We start from the raw sequence: 14252 nt of genomic DNA on the forward strand, positions 1-14252 counted from the left end.
CGGCATGACTGGCCTGCGTTTTCGCGCGATTGAGCGCGCGCTGTGCATCGCGATATCGCTGGGGCGAGACTGCTCCGCTTCGCGGCCGATCGTCGGCCATGCGAGCCCTGCCCCTCAGGACCCCGTCATGGATCATCCGGTCGCGACCCCGAAGCGCTCCTCCGCGGCTGGCGGCTGGGGGGCCCTGAAAAGTTGCGGCAAGCACCTGCTGGGAAGCCGGGCGCCCCTGTCGGGTGCGCGCGCCATGCTGAAGGCCAACCAGCCCGACGGCTTCGACTGTCCCGGCTGCGCCTGGGGCGATCCGGCGCACGGGTCCTCGTTCGAGTTCTGCGAGAACGGCGTGAAGGCGGTGTCCTGGGAGGCCACCGACAAGCGCACGCCGCCGAAGTTCTTCGCCAAGCACACCGTGAGCGCGCTGCGCGGCTGGACCGACTACGCCCTGGAGGGCGAGGGCCGCCTGACGCATCCGATGCGCTACGACGCGGCCAGCGACCGCTACGTCGCCACGACGTGGGACGCCGCGTTCGCGGAAATCGGCGCCACCCTGCGCGGGCTCGACCACCCGGACCAGGCCGAGTTCTACACCTCGGGCCGCGCCTCGAACGAAGCCGCCTACGTCTACCAGCTCTTCGCCCGGCACTACGGCACCAACAACTTCCCCGACTGCTCCAACATGTGCCACGAGGCCAGCGGCATCGCCCTCCAGGCGGCCATCGGCGTCGGCAAGGGCACCGTGCTGCTGGAGGATTTCGAGAAAGCCGACGCGATCTTCGTCGTCGGGCAGAACCCCGGCACCAACCATCCGCGCATGCTCGGCGACCTGCGGCGGGCGGCCCAGCGCGGCGCGAAGGTCGTGGTGTTCAATCCCGTGCGCGAGCGCGGGCTGGAGCGCTTCGCCGACCCGCAGAACACCGTGGAGATGCTGCGCGGCGCCAGCGCGCCGGTGGCGAGCCACTACTACCAGCCACGCCTCGGCGGCGACATGGCGGCGTTCCGGGGCATCGCCAAGGCGGTGTTCGCGGCCGACGATGCGGCCCTGGCCGTCGACCAGCCGTCGCTGCTCGACCGGACCTTCCTGCGCAACCACACCGCGGACTACGAGGCCTACCGGGCCGCCGTGGACGCCACCCCCTGGGAATCCATCGAGGACCAGTCCGGCCTGGCCCGGGCCGACCTCGAGGTCGCGGCCGGGGTCTATCTCGCCGCCGACAAGGTGATCTGCACCTGGGCCATGGGCGTGACCCAGCACCGCCACTCGGTGGCCACCGTCCGGGAACTCGCCAACGTGATGCTGCTGCGCGGCCATGTCGGTCGCCCCGGTACCGGCCTGTGCCCGGTGCGCGGCCATTCCAACGTGCAGGGCGACCGCACCGTCGGCATCAACGAAAAGCCGCCGGCCGCCCTCCTCGACGCCCTGGAGCGGGAATTCGGCTTCACCGCCCCGCGCACGCACGGCCACAACGTGCTCGCCGCCATCCGGGCCATGCTCGACGGCTCGTCGAAGGCCTTCATCGGCCTCGGGGGCAACTTCGCCCGCGCCACGCCGGACACCACCCTTGTGGCCAAGGCCCTGGCCTCCTGCGAACTCACCGTCCACATCGCGACGAAGCTCAACCACTCGCACCTCGTGCCGGGCCGCGTCGCCTACCTGCTGCCCTGCCTCGGCCGCACCGAGATCGACCGGAACGCGAAGGGCAAGACCCAGATCGTCACGGTCGAGGATTCCATGAGCATGGTCCACGGCTCGGGCGGCATCAACAAGCCGGCCTCGGCCGAGCTGCGCTCCGAGATCGGCATCATCGCCGGCATGGCGGCGGCAACGGTCGGTTCCGCGCGGGTCGACTGGGCGGCCCTCGCCGACGATTACGACCGCATCCGCGACCTGATCGAGCGTACGATCCCGGGCTTCACCGGCTACAACCTGCGCGTCCGGCGCCCGCGCGGCTTCATGCTGAAGAACCTCGCCGCCGAGCGCAGCTTCGAAACGCCCACCGGCCGGGCCAACTTCTCCGCCGATCCCCTGCCCGAGGCGACGGAGCACCAGCGGGCGAAGCGCGCGAGCGACACCTTCGTGCTCCAGACCTTCCGCAGCCACGACCAGTACAACACCACGATCTACGGCCTCGACGACCGCTACCGCGGCGTCTACGGCGAGCGCCGCGTGGTCTTCGCACACCCGGACGACCTGGCCGAGATCCGGGCCCGAACGGGCGACCGGGTCGACATCGTCGGCACCCATGACGACGGCGTGACCCGGGTGGCCGAGGACTTCCGCCTCGTTCCCTTCGACATGCCGCGCGGATCGCTCGCCGGCTACTACCCGGAGCTCAACGTCCTCGTGCCGCTCTCCACCTTCGGCGAGGGCAGCGACACGCCGACCTCGAAGTCGGTGCTGGTGCGCCTGCGCGCGCCGGCCGCCGCATGAGCGAACCGCCGGCCGACGCGGAGACCTTCCTGGCGGCCACCGACGCGGTGGTCGCCCTCCAGCCCGGACTCTCGACCCTGGAGGCCGGCATTCTCGCCGCCCTCCACCTCGACCTCGCCCGCGACAGCCGCAGCTTCGCCCGCGTCTTCGACCTGGAGCACGCCCTGGTGCTGCGCGCCGTCGAGACGCTGGCGAGCGAGGCGAGACTCCTCGCCCTGACCGACCGGAACGCGCGGACCCAGCGTACGCGCTACGTTGCCAGCCCGGCGGGGGATGCGGTGCTGGCGCAGCTGCATGGTTAGGTTGTTCGAGGATCAGCGGACCGAGGAGGCGATCACCTCGGTGCAGTCACGGGCTTCCGTCCGGATACCCGTCTCGATGAACGGCGAGCGAAGAAGCTGCGCCTTCTCCTCATCGAGCAGAATCGCACGCGGATAGGTGATATAGCCCTGCATCATCAAGGCCTCGGCACGACACTGGGCAGTTTGGCAGGCTGGTGACCGGTCCGGATGCATCAATCCGATCGTGTGCAGAAACTCATGCCCGATACCGCCGATCCAGCGGCACCTTCCCGCAATTTCAGCTCCATTCGCCCTGTCGCAGGCAGGAACAATACGCTCGCCAGACAAGCCGCGAAGGTCGTTGGCCGAGACAACGGCGACGCCACTGCCACCAGCGCCGGATTGTCCGCAGGCATGGTCAGCATCGACGTAGACCAAAAAGCGTGAGGCGGGATCGTTGAACCGGACAACGCCCATACGCGCGAGTTCATCCACCGTATTGCGATAAAATGCGCTGTAGCCGGTGTGTCGGTCGGTGGAGCGAAACCAAGCTGCGTTCTTCTCGGACCGGACGATGCGCACCGCCGGATCTGCAAGGCGAAAGGTCGGGCCCCTGAGCGCATCGCTCAGCCAAGCTTGAAAATGCCTGACTCCGAACTCGGCAGCACGCCGGTAACTCTCGGACTCCTGACGGTCGGCTGGCAGCAGATAGATGACCTGCACGCTCGGCGCCGCGCTCACGGCGCCGCCCGAGACGGCGGCGCCAATGAGGCCGAACACAACGAAGGCCGCTCGAAATCCATGCATCGTCATGGCGCCGAACGTGGCAGCCATTCCTTACGAAGGATCTCCACATCAACCAGGCACTGCGATTCTTGCCCGCTCAGCGCTTGATCGCCACCGGGCCGTTCATGCCCGGCCAGTCCGAGTAGCCGTTGGCGCCGCCGCCGTACCAGTAGGACTTCGGGGCCTCGGCCAGGGGCGCGCCGGCCTCCAGGCGCTGCACGAGGTCCGGGTTGGCGATATAGGGGCGGCCGAAGCTGAAGAGGTCGGCGCGGCCCTCGGCGAGGTCCTTCTCGGCGAGCTCCAGGGTGTACTGGTTGTTGCCGATATAGGCGCCCCGGAAGCGCTCGCGGATCTGGCCGAAATCGACCGAATCCGGCACGTCGCGGGTCTGCTGCGTCACGCCCTCGATGGTGTGGACGTAGAGCAGGCCGAAGGCGTTCAGGGCTTCCACGTAGGCGCCGAAGGTCGCCTTGGGGTCGCTGTCGAGGGGGGTCTTACCGGGCTCGGTGGTGGCGGGCGACAGGCGGATGCCGACGCGGTGGCCCCCGCCCCAGACCTCGGTCACGGCCTTCACCACGGCCAGCGGGAAGCGCAGGCGGTTCTCGATCGAGCCGCCGTACTGGTCGGTGCGGTGGTTGGTGGAATCGCGCACGAACTGCTCGAGCAGGTAGTTGTTGGCCGAGTGGATCTCGACGCCGTCGAAGCCGGCGCGCTTGGCGTTCTCGGCGGCCCGGCGGTAATCCTCGACGATGCCCGGGATCTCGTCCGTCTCCAGCGCCCGCGGCGTCACGTGCGGCTGCATGCCGGATTCCGTGAAGGCCGTGCCCTCGGGCTTGAGCGCCGAGGGGGCCACCGGCAGCTGTCCGCCCGGCTGCACGTCGGGATGCGAGATCCGGCCCGTGTGCCAGAACTGGAGGAAGATCAGGCCCCCATTGGCGTGCACGCCGGCGGTGACGTGCTTCCAGGCCTCGACCTGCGCGTCGCTCCAGATCCCCGGCGTGTAGGCGTAGCCCACCGCCTGGGGCGAGATGTTGGTGGCCTCGCTGATGATGAGGCCGGCATTGGCGCGCTGGGCGTAGTAATCTACCGCGAAGTCCGGCGGGACGCCCTCGGTGGAGGAGCGGCTGCGGGTGAGCGGCGCCATCACGACGCGGTTCTTCAGGGTGAGGTCGCCCAGGGTGAAGGGCTGAAGGATCGGGCTCATGCGGTCGGCTGTGTCCTGGATGGGACCGGGCGCGCAGGCGCGCCGGGCTTCAGGCGGGACAAGCAGCGGCGCCGGAGGGTGTTCCCGCGCAGGAGCTGGACGCAATCCTGCCCCGCTGCGTTGATCACTCCGACGCGATGCGCTCAGCGCTCCACCCTCCCGCCATTGGCGGCTACGAGCGCAAGCATCGTCTGGCCGAGAACGTGTTGGCGGACGTCAAGGTTGGTGATGTCGACGTTGTACAGATCCGGGGTTCGACGCCCAAGCAGGCCTGTACCGCCGCGATCGAACAGGCGCCGGGGCGGAAGGGGCGTATGCAGGCCCAGGCGAACCCAGCACCCATTCCTCCTCGGAACGATCCGCGCGGTCGCCACGTCCGTCCAGCGAAGGATCTGTCCCGAACGCCGATCGGTGACGCCATCGGAATCGAGAATCAGGGTCAGTCCGCCACGGGTAAGATCCTCCATCCCGAAGAGGGCCTTCGGCATGAAGCAAAGCAACAGGAACGCCAGGGCGCACAGGACCAGCACCGATCCGCCGGGATCGGCCGCGACCGTCAAGGCGTGCCAGAGCAGCATCACAAACAACGCCAGGGTGGGCATCATGAAGCACCACGCGATGGCCGTGATCACGGCCTGCGCGAAGGTCCGGGCCCGGGCTGTCAGCGGAAGCGACACCGAAATCGGCGGGATGTTGTAGGTCCGCGAGAAGGTGATCTCACCCGGGATCTCGATGTTCAACGAAGTCCGCCCGTCGTTGGCCGCGCCAGAGACGGGCGATCCACAAATGGATGATCGAGGATCATCGAGGCCGGGCGCGGCTTCAATACCCCTTGGCGGCGATCGCTTCGCGCCAGTTCACCGCCCGGCGGGCCATGCCGATGTGCTGGCGCTCGTACATGCGGCCCTCGATCTTGATCGCGCCGCGCTTGGCGTTCTCCGCGCGGTCGAAGGCCTCGATGACGAGGCGGGCGCGGCGGACCTCCTCGTCGGAGGGGGCAAAGCAGGTGTTGGCCGGCTCGAGCTGGTTGGGGTGGATCAGGGTCTTGCCGTCGAAGCCGAGGTCGCGGGCCTGCTGGCACTCGGCCCGGCAGCCCGCCACGTCCTCGATGTCGTTCCAGACGCCGTCGAGGATGGTCAGGCCCTCGGCGCGGGCGGCCGCCAGGGTGAACATCATCCAGGGCAGCATCGGCACGCGGCCGGGCACGAGCTGGGCCCAGGTGTCCTTGGCGAGATCGTTGGTGCCCAGCACGAAGCAGGTCAGGCGGGTGCGCCGGTCGCGCTGCGCCTTGGCGATCTCCTGGATGTTGAGGATCGCCGCCGGGGTCTCGATCATCGCCCAGACGGCGATGCTCTCGGGGGCGTCGAGGGCTTCGAGGTGGTTGGCGATGCTCTCCAGCACGGCCGGGGAGGACACCTTCGGCATCAGGATCGCGTCGGGGCGGGCCTGGATCGCCGCCTTGAGGTCGGCCTCGCCCCAGGGCGTCTGGGGGGCGTTGACGCGGATGATGATCTCGCGCTCGCCGTAGCCGCCGCCCTTCACCGCGGCACAGACCTGCTCGCGCGCGACGTCCTTGGCGTCGGGCGCCACCGCATCCTCCAGGTCGAGGATCAGCGAATCGGCCGACAGGGTCTTGGCCTTATCGAGCGCCCTCTGGTTCGAACCGGGCATATACAGCACGCTGCGGCGCAAGCGGAGGTCGGACATCTGGCGTTCCCGTGATTTTCGCTGAAGCTTAGTGCAACACGTCAGGCGAGACACCCCGATACCGCCGGATTGACGTGGCATTCCAGCGATTTTGTTGCAACGCACGCGGCGAACGCGGCCCGGCCCCGTCCGGCGACACGGATTTCGGGCCGGGCCTTGGAGGGTCGGATACGGATGAGCGAGCCCTACCAAGTGACCCCGGACGGCCTGCGCCTCGCCCTGCGCCTGACACCGCGGGCGGGCCGCAACGGGCTGGACGGTCTGGTGGCGGATGCGGAAGGGCGCGTCGCCCTGCAGGTGCGCGTGGCCGCACCGCCCGTCGCGGGCGCCGCCAACGCGGCGCTGCTCGCCTATCTGGCCAAGGCCCTGAAGCTCCGCCGGTCCGATATCCGGATCGTCTCCGGCGAAACCGCCCGCCTCAAGATCGTCGCCCTGTCCGGCGACGGCGCGGCGCTCGCCGCCCGGCTGGCCGCGTGGACCGAAGGTGCCACCCTGCGCCGGTAGGGCGGTGACGCCCTCAGTGGCGGAGCGGGGCGGTCAGGCTGAAGACCACCGTATAGTCGGGGTTCTCGACCACCGGGTCCTCCGGGGAGAGCTGGTACGAACCGGGATCGGCCGGCTCGATGGCCTCCAGGATCGGCACCATGGTGAAGGGGGCCGCGCCGTCGAAGGGCCGGATCGTGATTCCGGCCTCGGCATCCACGGTCTCGACCCGGCCGAAGACCTGCTCGCGGCGGATTAGGGTTCCGTCGTGATCGAGATAGGTGACGCCGACGAAGAGCGTCGCGCCGATCAGCTGATCGGCGAACCCATCGTCCCACTCGATGCCGGATTCGTCGTGTCCGAGGTCGCTCATGCGGACAGGGATGGCGAAAAACCGACCGTCCGGCAACCCGCACCTCAGAACAGGCGGCTGCCGTTCGGCACGGCCTGGTCGGGGCGGACCAGCACCACGGCGCCGTTCGGATCGGCGAATCCGAGAGTCAGCACCTCCGACAGGAACTTGCCGATCTGGCGCGGCGGGAAGTTCACCACGGCGGCGACCTGCCGGCCGGGCAGGTCCTCGGCCCGGTAATGCTCGGTGATCTGCGCGCTCGACCGCTTGGTGCCGATCGCCGGCCCGAAATCGATGACGAGCTTCAGGGCCGGCTTGCGCGCCTCGGGGAACGGCTCGGCCGAGACGACGGTCCCGACGCGGATATCCACCGCCAGGAAGGCGTCGAAGGGGATGGCCGGGGCGGCCGGTGCATCGGCGGGGTGGGTGACGTGCATGGACGCTCAGGCGGTGCGGAGCTGGCGGCGCTTGCCGGTGGACGACACCTGCATCAGCGCGACCATGACCAGGATGGTGCCGAGATAGACCAGGACCTGCATGCCGCTCGGGCGGTCCGTGTAGCCCACGAGGGCGTGGAGCACGCGTCCGACGAGGCTGTCCTCCCGCAGGACGGCGGAGGTGTTCCACAGGGGCCGGTCGAGCACGGTGATCAGGCCCGCATTGGTGAGGAACTGCGCCGCCTGCGCCGCGAGGCCCGCCGCCAGCAGGACGATGAGGCCGCTCGTCACCGAGAAGACGTAGCGGGTCGGGATCGCGGCGAGGCCGAAATAGCTCACCGAAGAGGTCGCGGCGCCGACGGCGACGCCGGCCAGGGCGCCGAACTGGATGTCCGGCCCGGAGGTGCCGGACGCCACGAGGCCGTAGAGGAACAGCACGAGCTCCGCACCCTCGCGCAGGATCGCGGCGCCGACCACCAGGGCGAGGCCGGCGGCCGTGCTCTGGCCGGTGCGCACCGCCTCGCCGGCGGCCCGCAGCTCGCCCGCGAGTTCGCGCCCGTGCTTGGCCATCCAGGTGTTGTGCCAGATCAGCATCAGCACCGCGACGATGAGGACGCCGGCGTTGAGAATTTCCTGTCCCGCGCCCTCGAAGGCGTCGGAGATGCGTTCGGCGAAGAGCGCCACCAAGCCCGCGCCCGCGAGGCCGCCGAGGACGCCCAAGGCGATCCAGCGTCCGCGCCCGGCGATGCCGCGGGTGGCGGCGAGCACGATGCCGATGATGAGGCCCGCCTCGATAACCTCGCGGAAGGCGATGACGAAGGCTCCGATCATGCGGAGGATTCCTTTTCGCGTGTTCGCAGGAGCGGCCGCGCCGGCCGCCCTACCAGATCCAGAACAGCAGCACCCAGCCGGAGACCGAGAGGGTGCAGGCGGCGGCGATGCCGAGGGTCGCGCCGATGCGGCGCAGGCCCCGCGCCGAGAGGCCGGCCACAGACCAGGCGAGCCAGACGCTCCACAGGCTGGTGCCCAGCAACAGCGCGGCGCGCATCTCCGAGACGTAGGGAATGAGGATGCCGTCGCCGCGCAGGAAGGTGACGGTCAGCGCCGAGAGGCCGAGGAACACGCCGCAGCCCGCCACCGGGATCAGCGCCTGGGTAAGGTGGTGGAAGCGGGCCCGCGACCAGCCGAGGGACAGGGTGGCCAGGGCCACGAGGCCCGAGAGGGAGACGCCGAGGACGATCGCGGCGGCGGCGATGTAGCCCAGCAGGAGCCCGCCATCGAGGAGGCTGAGCACGTCGTTGTGCTCGGGATAGTTCGTCAGAATGTACCAGGGCAGCGTGGTCTCGAGGGGCCAGGTCGTGCCGCGCTCGATCAGCCAGGTGGCCAGCGCCTGCTTGACGTCGATGAACCAGGGACTCGACGACCACTGGAAGGCGCCGACGGCCAGGCCCATCATGCCGAACAGGATCAGCACGGTCTGGTCGAGGCTCGGCTCGGTGCCGGCGACGTGGACGATCTCGTGGGTGGGCGAGCGCCGGGCGAGGCGCACGGCCCCGCGATAGCCGGAGCAGCGCCCGCACATGTGGCAGGCGCCCGCGCCGGTCATCGTCTTCACCGGCACCAGCGGCGCGCAGTTGAAGGTGTCCCCGCGCGGCTTCGGCGAGGCCGCCCAGCCCGCGTGATCGACCTGAAAGCTCACCGGCGCGAGCTTGGCCAGCACCGCGAAGACCCCGTTGACGGGGCAGAGGTAGCGGCACCAGACCCGCTTGTTGCGGCCGTAGAGCAGCCCGACGACGATCGCCGCCACGGTGGAGCCGCCGAGCACCGCCAGCACGGGCTTGGGGTAGCCGTAGACGCTGACCATCTGGCCGTAGACGGTGGTCCCCGCGAAGGCGATGAACGGCCAGCCGCCCCAGGTGATCCAGCGCGGCACGGCGCGGCCCAGGCTCCAGCGGCTGGCGAACTCGGTCAGCGCCCCCTCGGGGCAGAGGATGCCGCACCAGGCCCGGCCGACCACCACCATGCTCACCAGCACGAAGGGCCACCAGATGCCCCAGAACGCGAACTGGGCGAAGACGGTCAGGTTGTTCCACAGGTGCGCGCTGCGGTCGGGCAGCGGCAGGAAGGCCGGCACCGCGACCAGCACGAGATAGACCGCGATCACACCCCACTGGATGGTGCGGATGGTACCGCCGTGGCGCTGCATCCACTGCCCGAGATCCGCGAGCTTCGCGTCGATCCAGGCGTCTCGGGCGTCGCGCGGCGTGCGGACGTCTTGCGGCTTGAGGGACGTCGAGGCTGCCATTCCGGTTGGGTTCGCCAGGGTTATCGGAGCCGCATCACTTCGCCACCAGGGTGGCCTTCGAGTTGGGATGGAAGTCGTCGAACACGTCGTAGCGGCCGGGGTCGACGGTGCGGAACACGATGGAGGAGGTCGCGCCCGCGGCCAGCGCCTTCTCGCGCTTCAGTTCCACGCTCTCGAACTCCACCGGGCTGGTGCCCGTGTTGGTGATCTCGAGCTTGAAGCGGGTGTTGGCCGGGACCTCAATGACGTCCGGGGTGATGGTCCCGTCCTTCATCTCGACCTTGATGACCGGCAGATCCTCGGCACGCGCCGGACCGGCGGCGGCCAGTAGACCGGCCGCGAGGGCGGCGGTCAGGGTTCGGGAGAGAACGGCCATGGGGCTCAGTAGGCTCCCTTCTTGCCGATACCCGCGAAGGTGAAGTCCTGGATCAGGTCGAAGGGCTTGAACCACTCGGCAACGCCGGTCTCCTTGTCGACGTGGCGACCGAAATGGCTGTGCGGGCCGGGCGGCGCGACGGTGAGCTTGAGGCGGTAGCGGCCGGGGCCGGAGAGCTTGACGTTGTCGCCGTAATGCGGGCCGTCATTGGCGACCATCGGCATCAGCGAACCGGTCACCTTCGGCCCGGTGGCGGCCTCGCCCTCCAGCTTGGTGATCTCGAAGCTGACCGTCAGGGACGGCACCCAGTCGCCCTCGGCGAAGCCGTTGCGGTTGTCCTTCGCCGCGTGGATGTCGGCCTCCAGATGGATGTCGGACGCGGCTGCGGCGCGCATCATGTCCGGCGGATCCATCTCGATTGGCTGCAGGTAGACGGCCCCCACCTCGATCCCGTTCTGGGTCACGTGCGGGCCGATGGGCGTCTCCTTCGCCTGGGCCCCGCTCCCGAGGGAGACGGCGCCGGCGACGAGAACGACCAGGGCGAGGGGGGAGCGGAGATTCTTGCGCATCGTGTCTAGCGCGTAGACCAGACGATAAACCAAGCAAAGAGGCTTTTTCGTCACGTTCCTTAATAAGAACAATTCCAAACTAAAGCTCTACCTGAGCGTCCAAGTAAACCCTGATGCAGTCGCGGTCGCTGATCTTGCTCGTGACTGACGCTGCCAATGCCGGAACGCCGCTGTGCCGGACCCGCGTCACGCAGGCGTGAAGTCAACCGCGTGCTTCTCCCGAGGGATCGCGCCCGCCGGAGAGAAGGTCCGCCGCGTCAGGCCCGGATAGGCCAGCGCCTGGCTGATTCCGCGCCCGGCCAGCAGGATCAGGAACGAGAGCCAGAGGCCGCCATTGCCGAGGCCGGCCGCGTGGGCGGCGAGGAGGGCGAGGCCGTAGGCCGCGCTCGCCACGAGCATCAGGTTGCGCATCGCCCGGGTCCAGGTGGCGCCGATGTAGATGCCGTCGAAGGCGAAGGGCAGCGCCGCCAGGAAGGGCGCCAGGGCCGCCGGCAGCAGGTAGAGCCTGGCCATAGCCCGCACCTCAGGGCTCATGGTCACCGCGTCGATGAAGGCGTTGCCGGCGAGGAGGAACCCGCCCGCGATGGCGCCGCCGAAGGCGAGGCACCAGAGCAGGCTCAAGGTGGCGGCGCGGCGGAAGCGGGCCTCGTCCCGGGCGCCCACCGCCTGGCCGCACAGGGTCTCGGCGGCGGTGGCGAAGCCGTCGAGGAAGAAGCCGCCGATCATGAAGAGATTCCACAGGACGGCGTTGGCTGCCAGCACCACGTCGCCCGAGCGGGCGCCGAGCGCCGAGAACAGGGTGATGCAGCCCACCAGCAGCAGGGTCCGGATCATCACGTCGGCGTTGACGCTGAGCATCCGGGCGAGCGCCAGGGGATCGCGCACCACCCGGAACGGCACCGCGAAGGGGCGCGAGCCGAGCCGCGCCAGCAGGAGCAGGCCGAGGCCGGCGCCGGCCGCCTCCGCGATCAGGGTGGCAAGCCCGGCCCCGGCGACGCTCATGTCCGCGCCGAGGACCAGGGCCAGGGTGAGGACGATGTTGGTGAGGTTGATGGCGACCTGCAGGATCAGCCCGAGATCGGTGCGCCCGCGCCCCAGCACCGAGCCGAGGATGGCGTAGTTCGCCAGGGTGAAGGGGGCCGCGAAGATGCGGATGTGGAAATAGGCCGCCAGCGCGGCGATCACCGCGGGGCTCGCGCCGCTCAAGGAAAAGGCCGCCCGGCCGATCGGCCCCTGCAGCCCCACGATCACCAGCCCGACCACGACGGCCGCCGCGAGGGCGCGGGCCAGCGTCCGGTCGACCTCGGCGCGGTCGTTTGCCCCCACCGCCTGCGCGGTCAAACCGGCGGTGGCCATGCGCAGTGAACCGAACGACCAGAAGATCGCATCGAAGATCACCGCGCCCAGGGCCATGGCGCCGAGGAGCGCGGCATCGCCGAGCCGGCCGATCACGGTGGCGCCGACGAAGCCGAGAAGCGGCGTCGTCACGTTGGCGAGCGTCATCGGCAGCGCGAGCGCGAGGACGCGCCGGCTCGTCGCCGGGCTGGTCGAGGGCGTCATATCGATGGGGTCCTGCAGCGGCCTTCTGGGCGGCGGTCGATCCGTTCAGTGGCAGCCGCAGCCGCTGCCGCAGCTTCCGCCGCCCTCGCTCGGGGTGGGGGTCGGCTTCGCGGCCCGGCGAACGGGATCGCGACTCAGGCCCCGATCCTCCAGCTCGGACAGGTAGGTCGCCCAGCGGTTCCGGTACTCGCGCCCGAGATCGTAGAGGTAGCCCCACCCGAACAGACCGGTGTCGTGCATGTCGTCGAAGGTCAGCTTGACGGCGTAGTTGCCGATCGGCTCGACCTTGAGGATCGCCACGTCGCGCTTCGCCCCGATCACCTTGCGCTCGGAGGGCGAGTGCCCCTGGACCTCGGCCGAGGGGCTCGAGACGCGGAGATACTCCGCCGGCAGGGCGAAGCGGCCGCCATCCTCAAAGGCGACGTTGAGGGTGCGCTTGTCACCCGAGAGGCGGATCTCGGTGGGCCAGCGCTCGGATGCGGCCGGGGCCGCGTGCGGATCGACAGCCTGTTGAGTCATGATGGCTTCCTTCCGGCCGCGTCGGCCGCACGGGTTGCATGGCCCCTGCGACCGACGCAAACTTGCCCGCGAGGGTGCGAGACCTCATATGACGTGCCATGTTAGGTTCGTCACGCGACCGCGCCAACGTTTCCTCACCCCAACAGAGCACAGAATCCCGCATGTGGGGTCCCCGCGCCACCGACGACGCTGCCCCGATCGCGCCCGCGCCGTTGATCGACCCGTTCCAGCGGGCGATCACCTACCTGCGCATCTCGGTCACCGATCGCTGCGACCTGCGCTGCGTCTACTGCATGTCCGACGACATGCAGTTCCTGCCCAAGCGCGACCTGCTCTCCCTGGAAGAACTGGATCGGCTCTGCGCCGTGTTCATCCAGCGCGGCGTGCGCAAGCTGCGCATCACCGGCGGCGAGCCGCTGGTCCGCCGCGACATCATGCACCTGTTCCGGCGCCTGTCCCGCCACCTCGATACGGGCGCCCTCGAAGAACTGACGATGACCACCAACGGCACGCAGCTCGGCCGCTTCGCGCCCGAGCTCGCCGAACTCGGCGTGCGCCGCGTCAACGTCTCCCTCGACACCCTCGACCCGGACAAGTTCCGCGCCGTGACCCGCCGGGGCGACCTGAAGGTGGTGCTCGACGGGATCGAGACGGCGCGCAAGGCGGGCATCAAGGTCAAGATCAACGCGGTGGCGCTGAAGGGCGTCAACGAGGACGAGATCGCCGACATGATCGCCTGGGCCCACGGCGACGGCATGGACATGACCCTCATCGAGGTCATGCCGCTGGGCGAGATCGAGGGCGACCGCACCGACCAGTTCCTGCCCCTCTCGGTGGCCCGCGCCCGGCTCGAGCAGCGCTACACGATGACGCCCCTGCCCGACCGCACCGGCGGCCCGGCCCGCTATGTCCGCATCGCCGAGACCGGTGGGCGCCTGGGCTTCATCACGCCGCTGACCCACAATTTCTGCGAGAGCTGCAACCGGGTGCGCCTGACCTGCACGGGCAAGCTCTACATGTGCCTCGGCCAGGAGGATGCGGCCGATCTCCGCGCGGTTCTGCGCGCCTCGCCCGACGATGCCCTGGTGACCCAGGCGGTGATCGACGCCATCGCGCGCAAGCCCAAGGGCCACGACTTCGTCATCGAACGGGCCCGCCCGGCCGCCGTGCCGCGCCACATGAGCGTCACCGGCGGATAAGTCTTCGCGATGGTTTGACGCTCGGGAGCATCGCTCCTAGACCCCGCTC

16 protein-coding genes are annotated in these 14252 nt (G+C 69.5%); 4 read left to right on the top strand and 12 right to left on the bottom strand.

Going from position 1 to position 14252, the window contains the following annotated elements; translation table 11 throughout:
- The first annotated feature begins 127 nt into the window (after positions 1 to 127).
- Entirely contained in the window at positions 128 to 2425 is a 2298-nt protein-coding gene (locus ASG51_RS05055) for an FdhF/YdeP family oxidoreductase (RefSeq protein ID WP_056379509.1), read from the top strand.
- The gene (locus ASG51_RS05060) at positions 2422 to 2727 is read left to right on the top strand and encodes a hypothetical protein (protein ID WP_056273525.1); all 306 of its coding nucleotides are present in this window, start codon (positions 2422 to 2424) and stop codon (positions 2725 to 2727) included. The genes ASG51_RS05055 and ASG51_RS05060 overlap by 4 nt, the downstream gene beginning before the upstream one ends.
- Before the next feature lie 12 nt (positions 2728 to 2739).
- Here the strand turns inward: ASG51_RS05060 and ASG51_RS05065 are convergent, their stop codons facing one another.
- The 4 genes from ASG51_RS05065 to ASG51_RS05080 all read right to left on the bottom strand — a co-directional run bounded on the left by ASG51_RS05065 (position 2740) and on the right by ASG51_RS05080 (position 6403).
- Entirely contained in the window at positions 2740 to 3540 is an 801-nt protein-coding gene (locus tag ASG51_RS05065) for a hypothetical protein (RefSeq protein ID WP_056379511.1), read from the bottom strand.
- Positions 3541 to 3589: 49 nt separating this feature from the next.
- Positions 3590 to 4696 (bottom strand): alkene reductase, encoded by a 1107-nt coding sequence (locus ASG51_RS05070; RefSeq protein WP_056379513.1) that lies wholly within the window; start codon positions 4694 to 4696, stop codon positions 3590 to 3592.
- A 143-nt stretch (positions 4697 to 4839) separates the two neighbouring features.
- On the bottom strand, positions 4840 to 5436 hold the full coding sequence (locus ASG51_RS05075; protein WP_056379516.1) for a hypothetical protein: 597 nt from the start codon (positions 5434 to 5436) through the stop codon (positions 4840 to 4842).
- Between the two features lie 82 nt (positions 5437 to 5518).
- Entirely contained in the window at positions 5519 to 6403 is an 885-nt protein-coding gene (locus ASG51_RS05080; RefSeq protein ID WP_056211552.1) for a CoA ester lyase, read from the bottom strand.
- Positions 6404 to 6577: 174 nt separating this feature from the next.
- Between ASG51_RS05080 and ASG51_RS05085 the strand changes: the two genes are divergently transcribed.
- A complete protein-coding gene (locus tag ASG51_RS05085) occupies positions 6578 to 6907 on the top strand; it encodes a DUF167 family protein (RefSeq protein ID WP_056379517.1) in 330 nt (109 codons plus the stop codon).
- A gap of 13 nt (positions 6908 to 6920) precedes the next feature.
- On the opposite strand, the gene ASG51_RS05090 is transcribed toward ASG51_RS05085, so the two are convergent.
- The 8 genes from ASG51_RS05090 to ASG51_RS05125 form a co-directional block, all read right to left on the bottom strand.
- Positions 6921 to 7259, bottom strand: coding sequence for a hypothetical protein (locus tag ASG51_RS05090; RefSeq protein WP_056379519.1), 339 nt, complete (start codon positions 7257 to 7259; stop codon positions 6921 to 6923).
- 44 nt (positions 7260 to 7303) lie between these two features.
- Positions 7304 to 7675, bottom strand: coding sequence for a tRNA-binding protein (locus ASG51_RS05095; protein ID WP_056379522.1), 372 nt, complete (start codon positions 7673 to 7675; stop codon positions 7304 to 7306).
- A gap of 6 nt (positions 7676 to 7681) precedes the next feature.
- Positions 7682 to 8506 (bottom strand): FTR1 family protein, encoded by an 825-nt coding sequence (locus tag ASG51_RS05100; protein WP_056379524.1) that lies wholly within the window; start codon positions 8504 to 8506, stop codon positions 7682 to 7684.
- Positions 8507 to 8555: 49 nt separating this feature from the next.
- The gene (locus ASG51_RS05105; protein ID WP_056379526.1) at positions 8556 to 9980 is read right to left on the bottom strand and encodes a 4Fe-4S binding protein; all 1425 of its coding nucleotides are present in this window, start codon (positions 9978 to 9980) and stop codon (positions 8556 to 8558) included.
- Positions 9981 to 10014: 34 nt separating this feature from the next.
- Positions 10015 to 10356 carry a cupredoxin domain-containing protein gene (locus tag ASG51_RS05110; RefSeq protein ID WP_056211540.1) on the bottom strand — a complete coding sequence of 114 codons (342 nt, stop codon included), beginning with the start codon at positions 10354 to 10356 and terminating at the stop codon, positions 10015 to 10017.
- 5 nt (positions 10357 to 10361) lie between these two features.
- Entirely contained in the window at positions 10362 to 10925 is a 564-nt protein-coding gene (locus ASG51_RS05115; protein WP_056379615.1) for an iron transporter, read from the bottom strand.
- A gap of 186 nt (positions 10926 to 11111) precedes the next feature.
- Complete coding sequence (locus ASG51_RS05120) at positions 11112 to 12485, bottom strand: MATE family efflux transporter (protein WP_056379528.1); 1374 nt, start codon at positions 12483 to 12485, stop codon at positions 11112 to 11114.
- Between the two features lie 45 nt (positions 12486 to 12530).
- On the bottom strand, positions 12531 to 13004 hold the full coding sequence (locus tag ASG51_RS05125; protein WP_056211534.1) for a DUF971 domain-containing protein: 474 nt from the start codon (positions 13002 to 13004) through the stop codon (positions 12531 to 12533).
- Between the two features lie 161 nt (positions 13005 to 13165).
- Here ASG51_RS05125 and moaA point away from each other — a divergent pair, with 161 nt between their 5' ends.
- Positions 13166 to 14203 (top strand): GTP 3',8-cyclase MoaA, encoded by a 1038-nt coding sequence (gene moaA / locus ASG51_RS05130; protein ID WP_056273558.1) that lies wholly within the window; start codon positions 13166 to 13168, stop codon positions 14201 to 14203.
- Positions 14204 to 14252: the final 49 nt, after the last annotated feature.

Origin of the sequence: Methylobacterium sp. Leaf465 (genome assembly GCF_001424705.1) — a bacterium.
In the GTDB taxonomy this organism is placed as follows: domain Bacteria; phylum Pseudomonadota; class Alphaproteobacteria; order Rhizobiales; family Beijerinckiaceae; genus Methylobacterium.

Excerpts from the sequence above, each read along its gene's own strand:
- ASG51_RS05055 (WP_056379509.1), top strand. The coding sequence starts at position 128 with ATGGATCATCCGGTCGCGACCCCGAAGCGCTCCTCCGCGGCTGGCGGC.
- ASG51_RS05060 (WP_056273525.1), top strand. The coding sequence starts at position 2,422 with ATGAGCGAACCGCCGGCCGACGCGGAGACCTTCCTGGCGGCCACCGAC.
- ASG51_RS05065 (WP_056379511.1), bottom strand. The coding sequence starts at position 3,540 with ATGGCTGCCACGTTCGGCGCCATGACGATGCATGGATTTCGAGCGGCC.
- ASG51_RS05070 (WP_056379513.1), bottom strand. The coding sequence starts at position 4,696 with ATGAGCCCGATCCTTCAGCCCTTCACCCTGGGCGACCTCACCCTGAAG.
- ASG51_RS05080 (WP_056211552.1), bottom strand. The coding sequence starts at position 6,403 with ATGTCCGACCTCCGCTTGCGCCGCAGCGTGCTGTATATGCCCGGTTCG.
- ASG51_RS05085 (WP_056379517.1), top strand. The coding sequence starts at position 6,578 with ATGAGCGAGCCCTACCAAGTGACCCCGGACGGCCTGCGCCTCGCCCTG.
- ASG51_RS05090 (WP_056379519.1), bottom strand. The coding sequence starts at position 7,259 with ATGAGCGACCTCGGACACGACGAATCCGGCATCGAGTGGGACGATGGG.
- ASG51_RS05095 (WP_056379522.1), bottom strand. The coding sequence starts at position 7,675 with ATGCACGTCACCCACCCCGCCGATGCACCGGCCGCCCCGGCCATCCCC.
- ASG51_RS05100 (WP_056379524.1), bottom strand. The coding sequence starts at position 8,506 with ATGATCGGAGCCTTCGTCATCGCCTTCCGCGAGGTTATCGAGGCGGGC.
- ASG51_RS05105 (WP_056379526.1), bottom strand. The coding sequence starts at position 9,980 with ATGGCAGCCTCGACGTCCCTCAAGCCGCAAGACGTCCGCACGCCGCGC.
- ASG51_RS05110 (WP_056211540.1), bottom strand. The coding sequence starts at position 10,356 with ATGGCCGTTCTCTCCCGAACCCTGACCGCCGCCCTCGCGGCCGGTCTA.
- ASG51_RS05115 (WP_056379615.1), bottom strand. The coding sequence starts at position 10,925 with ATGCGCAAGAATCTCCGCTCCCCCCTCGCCCTGGTCGTTCTCGTCGCC.
- ASG51_RS05120 (WP_056379528.1), bottom strand. The coding sequence starts at position 12,485 with ATGACGCCCTCGACCAGCCCGGCGACGAGCCGGCGCGTCCTCGCGCTC.
- ASG51_RS05125 (WP_056211534.1), bottom strand. The coding sequence starts at position 13,004 with ATGACTCAACAGGCTGTCGATCCGCACGCGGCCCCGGCCGCATCCGAG.
- moaA (WP_056273558.1), top strand. The coding sequence starts at position 13,166 with ATGTGGGGTCCCCGCGCCACCGACGACGCTGCCCCGATCGCGCCCGCG.